Below are 7,750 nucleotides of genomic sequence, written 5' to 3' on the forward strand. Positions count from 1 at the left end.
CGACCCCGAGGCCCTCGTGGACCGCATCGAGGCGGGCCACGTGCTTACCGCTGAGGAGGCCGTCGCTGTGCTGGACGCCCCGGACGCGGACACGTTCCGCATCGTCGCGGCGGCCTCGCGCCTGCGCGAGAAGCACTTCGGCCGCACCGTCAAGGTCAACTACCTGGTCAGCCTCAAGACCGGCCTCTGCCCGGAGAACTGCACCTACTGCTCCCAGCGTCTCGGCACCGAGGCCGAGATCCTGCGCTACACGTGGCTCAAGCCGGAGGAGGCCGTCCGCCAGGCGGGCCTGGGCATCGCCGGCGGCGCCTCGCGCGTGTGCATGGTCGCCTCCGGCACCGGCCCCACGGATCGCGACGTCGACCGCGTGGCCGGCATGGTCGGCGACCTCAAGGCCCAGCACCCGGACGTCGAGGTGTGCGCGTGCCTCGGCTTCCTCAAGGACGGCCAGGCCGAGAAGCTCAAGGACGCCGGCGTCGACGCCTACAACCACAACCTCAACACGGCCGAGTCCCACTACGAGTCCATCTGCACCTCCCACACCTACGAGCAGCGCGTGGACACCGTGCAGCGCGCCGGCGCCGCCGGCCTGTCCTCCTGCAGCGGCCTGATCGCGGGCATGGGGGAGACGCACGAGCAGCTCGTCGAGGCCGTCCTCGCGCTCCGCGACCTGGACTCCGACTCCATCCCCGTCAACTTCCTCATGCCCTTCGACGGCACCCCGCTGCAGGGCCACCAGCAGCTCACCCCGCTCGAGTGCCTCCGGATCCTCGCCATGGTCCGCCTGGCCTGCCCGGACAAGGAGCTGCGCATCGCCGGCGGCCGCGAGATGCACCTGCGTTCCCTGCAGCCGGTCGGCCTGCAGGTGGCCAACTCGATCTTCCTCGGCGACTACCTCACCTCCGAGGGCCAGGACGCCGAGGCGGATCTGCAGATGATCGCCGACGCCGGCTTCACCGTGCTCGGCGCCGAGGAGCGTGCACAGCAGGCCGCGGCCGACGACGGCGCCCCGGCCGGCGGCTGCTGCGGCGGCACGGACGACGCCGGCCCGTGCGGCTCCGGTGCGGCCGTCACTGCGGAGGCCGGGGCCGCAGAGGACGTCCGCCCCGACACGGGCGCCGAGGGCACCGTGAAGCCCGAGCTGCGCCGCCGGGGCGCGGGCACGGCCGAGCCCGCCAACGCCTGAACGCACCGTGACCGCCCCCGCTGAAGCCGGCCTCCTCGACCGCGACGCCGCCCACCTCTGGCACCCCTACGGGGCCGCCGGCGCCCGCCAGCTCTACGCCGTGCGCGGTGCCCGGGGCGTCCACCTCGACCTCGAGGGGCCGGGCGGGGAGCGTCACCGCGCCATCGACGCGATGGCGTCCTGGTGGTCCGTGGTGCACGGGCACGGGCACCCCGCGCTCGTCGAGGCCCTGACCCGGCAGGCCGCGGCCTTCCCGCACGTCATGTTCGGCGGGCTCACGCACGCGCCCGCCGTCGACCTGGCGGAACGGCTCGTCGCGCACACCCCCGCCGCGCTCGAGCACGTGTTCCTCGCCGACTCCGGCTCGGTCTCGGTGGAGGTCGCGCTCAAGCTCGCCCTCCAGTACCAGGCGACGCGCGGCCGGCCCAGCCGCCGCCGATTCCTCACGGTCCGCGGCGGCTACCACGGGGACACCGCCGCGCCCATGGGCGTGTGCGATCCCGTGGACGGCATGCACGCGGCCTTCACCTCGCTCGTGGCTCGGCATCTGTTCCTGCCCCGCCCGCCGGCGGCACGCTGGGTGCCCGAGGGCTTCGCCGCGGCACCCACGGCACCCGACGCCGCTCCGGCCGGCCACTGGGAGGCCGACGACGCCGCCCTCGCCGCGTGGGAGGACGAGGCCCGCGCCTTCACCGCCGCGCATGCGGACGAGATCGCCGGCGTGATCCTTGAACCCGTGCTCCAGGGGGCGGGGGGCATGCGCGTCTACGACCCGCGCTGCCTCACCGTGCTGCGCGAGCTGTGCGACGAGCACGGGCTCCTGCTCATCGCCGACGAGATCGCCACTGGCTTCGGCCGCACCGGCCGCTGGCTCGCGTGCGAAGGGGCCGGCGTCGCCCCGGACGTGCTGTGCCTCGGCAAGGCGCTCACCGGCGGCACCATGACGGGCGCGGCCATGCTGTGCACCGCCGAGGTCGCCGAGACGGTCTCCCGGCGGGAACGGGGCATGCCCGGGGCTCTCCTGCACGGGCCCACGTTCATGGGCAACCCGCTGATGTGCGCGGTCGCCTCCGCGTCCCTCGACCTGCTCACCGACCCGCGCGACGGCTGGGCCGCCCAGGTGTCCCGCGTCGAGGCCGGGCTGCGCGCCGGGCTGGCGGCGGCCGCCGACCTGCCCGCGGTCACCGACGTACGGGTCCTGGGTGCGGTCGGCGTCGTGGAGCTGGACCGGACCGTGGACGTCGAGCCCGTCACTCGGGCCGCCGTCGCCCGCGGTGCGTGGGTGCGCCCCTTCCGGCGGCTGGTGTACGTGATGCCGCCCTACGTGAGCACCGACGACGACGTCGCCACGATCTGCGCGGCCGTCACCGGGGCCGTCGAGGAGGTCTGCGCATGAGCACCGCCGAGGCCGGCGCGGCCACGAGCACGCCCGCCGACCCCTGGTCCTCGTGGCTGGGCTCCCGGGCCGCCGTCCGCGCGCGCCGCGGCCTGGAGCGCCGCGCCGAACCGCCGGAGCCGGGCGCGCCGTCGTCGGACGTCGTGGACCTGGCCGCCAACGACTACCTGGGCCTGGCCGCCCACCCGGACGTGCGGGCCGCCGCCGCGCGCGTCGCCACCGAGGGACCGGTCGGGGCGCGGGCCTCCCGCGTCGTCACGGGGACGCATCCCGCGCACGCCGACCTCGAGTCCGCCGCCGCCGCGCTGGCCGGCGCGGATGCCGCCCTCGCCTTCTCCTCCGGCTACACCGCGAACCTCGGCGTCCTCGGCGCCCTGGCCGGGCCGGGCACTGCCTTCCTCCTGGACGAGCACGCCCACGCGAGCCTGCGCGACGGCACCGCCCTCGCCGCCACCGCCCGCTCAGGGGCGTTCGCCCCCCTGCCGGGCGCGTCGGTCACCACGGTGGAGCACAACAGCGTGCCCGCCTTCCGGGCCGCCCTCGGCCGGCTGCGCGCCGAAGGGCGGGCGCGACGGATCGTGCTGGTGGTCGAGTCCCTGTACTCCGTGCTGGGGGACGAGGCCGACCTGCCTGCCCTGGCCGCCCTGGCCGCCGAACACGGCGCCCTGCTCGTGGTGGACGAGGCCCACTCGCTCGGCGTGGTCCCCGGCGGCAGCCGCACGGGCGCCCTGGGACTGTGGGCGGGGCAGGCGCCCGTCGTGGTCACCGCCACCTGCTCGAAGGCCCTCGGCGGCCAGGGCGGTCTGGCCCTGTTCGGCGGGCCCGCCGCGCGGTCCTGGCGCGACCACGTGCTCAACACCGCCCGCACCTTCGTCTTCGACACGGCCCTGGCCCCCGTGCTCGCCGCCTCCGCGGCGGCCGCCTGCCGGATCGCCGCCACGGGGGAGCCCGCGGCACGGCTCGCGCGGGCCCGGGAGACGGCCGTGGACGTCTTCACCCGCCGGACCGAGCTGGCCGGGCACGTGGAGGTCGGGGCGGGCGCCGTCCACTCGATCCGCATGCCCGGACCGGAGCAGGCCGTCGCCGCGGCCGCGGAGCTGCGCGCGCACGGCGTCCTCGTGGGATGCTTCCGCCCGCCCAGCGTGCCCGACGGCATCGCCCGCCTCCGCGTGAGCGTGACCACCGCCGTCCCCGAGCCCCGGCTGCGGGCGGCGCTGGAGGCGGTGGCGAGCGTGGCCGCCCGGGCGTGGGGCGCGTCCACGGGCTGCCCGTTCGCCCACGGCGACCCGCGGCCGGAGGCCGTGCGCGGCGACCACCTGCGGATCTCCGATCCCGCCGACCTGCGGCGCGTGCTCACCGACCCCGGGACGTTCGCCTCGGACAACGCCCTCACGGCGGTCGTCCCGCTGAGCGGCCCGGCCCGCCGCATCCTCGCCGCCGCCCGCTTCCGGCTGCCGCCCGTGCTCGCCTCCGCCGGCGGGGAGGAGCACCGGGCGGTGCGTCGCGTCGTGGCGCCGTTCTTCTCCCCGGCGAAGGTGCGCGAAGCCCGCGGCCGGATCCTCGCGACCACCCGGACGGCCCTCACGGCCGCCCTCGCAGACACCGGCCGCGCAGGCGGGGCCGTGGACCTGGCGACCACCGTGGCGGCAGCGGTCCCGGCGCGCGTGATGTCCGCCCTGACCGGCGTGCCCAACCCGCCCGAGGCGCAGCTGCACCGCTGGAGCGCCGACTCCCTCGAACTGTTCTGGGGCTGGCCGGACGAGGACCGCCAGCTGCGGCTCGCCCGCTCCGCCGCCGACTTCCACCGGTGGCTGCGCGGGGCCGTCGTCGAGGCGCGCGGGGACGACGCACAGCCCGGCAACCTGTTCGCGGCGCTGCACGAGGCCGGCGTCGACGACGAGCGGATCGTCTCCCTCGGCTACTTCCTGGTGATCGCCGGGCAGGAGACCACCCGGCTGCTCATCTCCACCGCGCTCACCCGCGCCCTGGCCGACCCCGCCCGCTGGGCCGCGCTCGGCGCCGGGGCGGACGGGGGCGCCGGAGCCGATGCGGCGGAGGCGGCCGCGGCCGAGCTCGTGGCCGAGTGCCTCCGGACGAGCTCCTCGGTGCCCACCTGGCGGCGCCTCGCCACGGCGGACGTCCGCGTCGGCGAGCACGAGGTCCGCGCCGGCGACGAGCTCCTGCTGCACCTCAGCGGCGAACAGCACGACGACGCCCGGCTCGCCTTCGGCTTCGGCCTGCATCGCTGCCTCGGGGCCGGGCTCGCGGAGCTCGAGACCGCCCTCGTGGTCCGCGAGGTCGCCCGCCTGCTGCCGGACGCCCGGCTCACCGGGCCGCCGGCGACGTGGCTGCGCCTGCTCTCCTTCCAGGCGCCGCAGCACGTGCTCGTGACGCCCGGACCGTGGCACGGCGGCGAGGACATCCGAATCGAGCAGAGTGGAGTGGACACATGCGCATCGAGGTCGTGACCGGCACGGACACGGACGTCGGCAAGACGTGGGGCACCGCCGCGCTCGCGGCCCGTGCCCTGGTGGCCGGGCTCCGCGTGCACGTGGACAAGCCGGTGCAGACGGGCGTCGCACCGGGGGAGGCCGGCGACGTCGAGACCGTCCGGGACCTGGTGGCCGCGGCCGCCGCATCCGGCGCGCTCGACGCCGCCGCTCCGGCCCGCCTGACCGTGTCCGAGGGGGCGCGGGTCGGCCCCGCGATGGCCCCCGTGGACGCGGTCGCCCACGCGGGGGAGGGGACGCCCCCTCTGCCGCCTCTGGGTGAGCAGCTGGGCCGGTGGCGTGGCCTCGCCGCGGGCGTCGACCACCTGCTCATCGAGGGCGCCGGCGGGATCACCGTGGCGTGGACCGAGGCCGACGAGGGGCCTGTGGACGCCGTGCGCGCGCTGCGGGCGGCCGGGCTCGACGCGGGGTTGACGGTCGTGGCGCGCCCCGGGCTGGGCACGCAGAACCACGCGCGCCTCACGGTGGAGCACGCCGCCGCCCGTGGCGTGGCGCCGGAGCGGATCCTCGTCAGAGGCGTGGCCGCGGACCCAGACCCCGTCGAGCGGGCCAACCTCGTGTTCCTGGCCCGCCTGGCCGGCGCCCACGGGGCGGTGCTGGAGACGGTGCCGCGGGGCACCCCGCCGCGCGTCATGTCGGCGCGCTGACCGCCGTCGTCGGGAGCGTGCTCAGCGAACGGCGCGGATCCGCCGCACCACGCACACCACGATCACCGCGAGACCGGTGAGGGCGCTGACGGCCGCGAGGGCGAGGCCGCCCACGAGGCCGACGTCCATCGCGGTGCTCTTGCCGAGCAGGTCCATGAGCACCGGGGTCGTGGCGCCGGAGTCCGGGTGGTCGCCGCCGTCGGGGAAGATGATCGCGGCCAGCGCGAAGGACCCCCAGGAGATGCCCAGCAGCGTGTGCAGCAGGCGCCCCAGCCGGATGCCGCCCCGCTGCTCATCCTGCGGGTCCACGCGGGGCAGGAGGAACAGGCTCCCCACCATGAGCACGAGGACGAGTTCGTGGGGCAGGGCGCCGAAGACCATGTAGATGACCGTCATCCAGCCGTTCGCGCCGAAGTTGGAGCGCAGGGCGAGCGCGATCAGGGGCAGGGCGAGGAGGGCCAGCGCCCACGGCAGCACGGCCCAGGGGCGCCACGTGCCCACGCTCGGGCCCTTGCGGGTGGGGGTCGGGGAGGCGAACTCCGAGTGCTGGGTGCCGGGCGCTGCGGTGCTCATGGCGCCAGCGTAGCCAGAGGGTGGCATCCGTCACGCTGGTAGGATTCGGGGGTACGGCCTCCGCGTGCACCGCAAGGGGGCGTTTTCCATGTACGGGCCGGTCCGGGGCGACCCGCGGCCCTGAGGAGAGATGCAGATGCCAGCGATCGCGATCGTCGGAGCCCAGTGGGGCGACGAGGGCAAGGGCAAGGCCACCGACCTGCTGGGCGGGCGAGTGGACTACGTCGTCAAGCCGAACGGCGGCAACAACGCCGGGCACACCGTCGTCGTCAACGGGGAGAAGTTCGAGCTCAAGCTGCTGCCCGCCGGCATCCTCTCGCCCAACGCGGTGCCGGTGATCGGCAACGGCGTGGTGGTGAACCTGGAGGCGCTGTTCGAGGAGATCGACGGGCTCGAGTCCCGCGGCCACCCGTGCGAGCACCTGAAGATCTCCGCCAACGCCCACCTCGTGGCGCCGTACCACCAGACCATGGACAAGGTGACCGAGCGGTTCCTGGGCAAGCGCGCGATCGGCACCACCGGCCGCGGCATCGGCCCCACCTACATGGACAAGGTGGCCCGCCTGGGCATCCGCGTGCAGGACATCTTCGACGAGTCGATCCTGCGCCAGAAGATCGAGGGCGCCCTGCGGCAGAAGAACGAGCTGCTGGTGAAGCTCTACAACCGCCGCGCCGTGACCGTGGACGAGATCGCCGAGTACTTCCTGGGCTACGCGGACCGCCTGCGCCCCATGGTCGTGGACTCCGTGAACCTGCTCAACGACGCCCTGGACGAGGGCAAGGTGGTGCTCATGGAGGGCGGCCAGGCCACCTACCTGGACGTGGACCACGGCACCTACCCGTTCGTGACCTCGTCCAACCCGACCGCCGGCGGCGCGGCCGTGGGCGCGGGCATCGGCCCCACCCGCTTCTCCCGCACCATCGGCATCGTGAAGGCCTACACCACGCGCGTCGGCGCCGGTCCGTTCCCCACGGAGCTCTTCGACGAGATGGGCGAGCAGCTGCGCACCACCGGCGGCGAGTTCGGCGTGAACACCGGCCGCCCGCGGCGCACCGGCTGGTACGACGCCGTCATGGCCCACTACGCCGCGCGGATCAACGGCTTCACGGACTACTTCCTCACCAAGCTGGACGTGCTCACCGGCATCGAGAAGATCCCGGTGTGCGTGGCCTACGAGGTGGACGGCGTGCGCCACGACCGCATGCCCATGACCCAGACCGAGTTCCATCACGCGAAGCCGGTGTACGAGCTCTTCGACGGGTGGACCGAGGACATCTCGGGCGCCCGCGCGTTCACGGATCTGCCGCTGAACGCCCAGCGCTACGTGGAGGCCCTCGAGAAGCTCTCGGGCTGCCGGATCTCCGCGATCGGCGTGGGCCCGGGCCGCGATCAGGTGGTCCAGGTCCGCGACCTCATCGAGGACTGACCGGCGGACCCC

6 protein-coding genes are annotated in these 7,750 nt (G+C 75.3%); 5 read left to right on the forward strand and 1 reads right to left on the reverse strand.

What is annotated here, in order from left to right; translation table 11 throughout:
• The 4 genes from bioB to QL983_RS09255 form a co-directional block, all read left to right on the forward strand.
• A partial coding sequence (gene bioB, locus QL983_RS09240; protein ID WP_290152533.1) for a biotin synthase BioB occupies positions 1 to 1,186 on the forward strand: 1,186 nt, incomplete at its 5' end.
• Positions 1,187 to 1,193: 7 nt separating this feature from the next.
• Entirely contained in the window at positions 1,194 to 2,582 is a 1,389-nt protein-coding gene (bioA, locus tag QL983_RS09245; RefSeq protein ID WP_036315772.1) for an adenosylmethionine--8-amino-7-oxononanoate transaminase, read from the forward strand.
• Positions 2,579 to 5,050 carry an aminotransferase class I/II-fold pyridoxal phosphate-dependent enzyme gene (locus QL983_RS09250; protein WP_223247495.1) on the forward strand — a complete coding sequence of 824 codons (2,472 nt, stop codon included), beginning with the start codon at positions 2,579 to 2,581 and terminating at the stop codon, positions 5,048 to 5,050. The genes bioA and QL983_RS09250 overlap by 4 nt, the downstream gene beginning before the upstream one ends.
• Positions 5,032 to 5,739 carry a dethiobiotin synthase gene (locus QL983_RS09255; protein ID WP_051995272.1) on the forward strand — a complete coding sequence of 236 codons (708 nt, stop codon included), beginning with the start codon at positions 5,032 to 5,034 and terminating at the stop codon, positions 5,737 to 5,739. Before QL983_RS09250 ends, QL983_RS09255 begins: the two co-directional genes overlap by 19 nt.
• 21 nt (positions 5,740 to 5,760) lie before the next feature.
• Here QL983_RS09255 and QL983_RS09260 read toward each other — a convergent pair whose 3' ends face one another.
• Positions 5,761 to 6,312: a hypothetical protein gene (locus QL983_RS09260; protein ID WP_036315775.1), complete on the reverse strand. Its 552-nt coding sequence runs from the start codon at positions 6,310 to 6,312 to the stop codon at positions 5,761 to 5,763.
• Positions 6,313 to 6,448: 136 nt separating this feature from the next.
• Here QL983_RS09260 and QL983_RS09265 point away from each other — a divergent pair, with 136 nt between their 5' ends.
• Positions 6,449 to 7,738: an adenylosuccinate synthase gene (locus QL983_RS09265; protein WP_036315830.1), complete on the forward strand. Its 1,290-nt coding sequence runs from the start codon at positions 6,449 to 6,451 to the stop codon at positions 7,736 to 7,738.
• Positions 7,739 to 7,750: the final 12 nt, after the last annotated feature.

It is taken from the genome of Micrococcus sp. APC 4021 (genome assembly GCF_030407635.1).
GTDB lineage: Bacteria > Actinomycetota > Actinomycetes > Actinomycetales > Micrococcaceae > Micrococcus > Micrococcus luteus.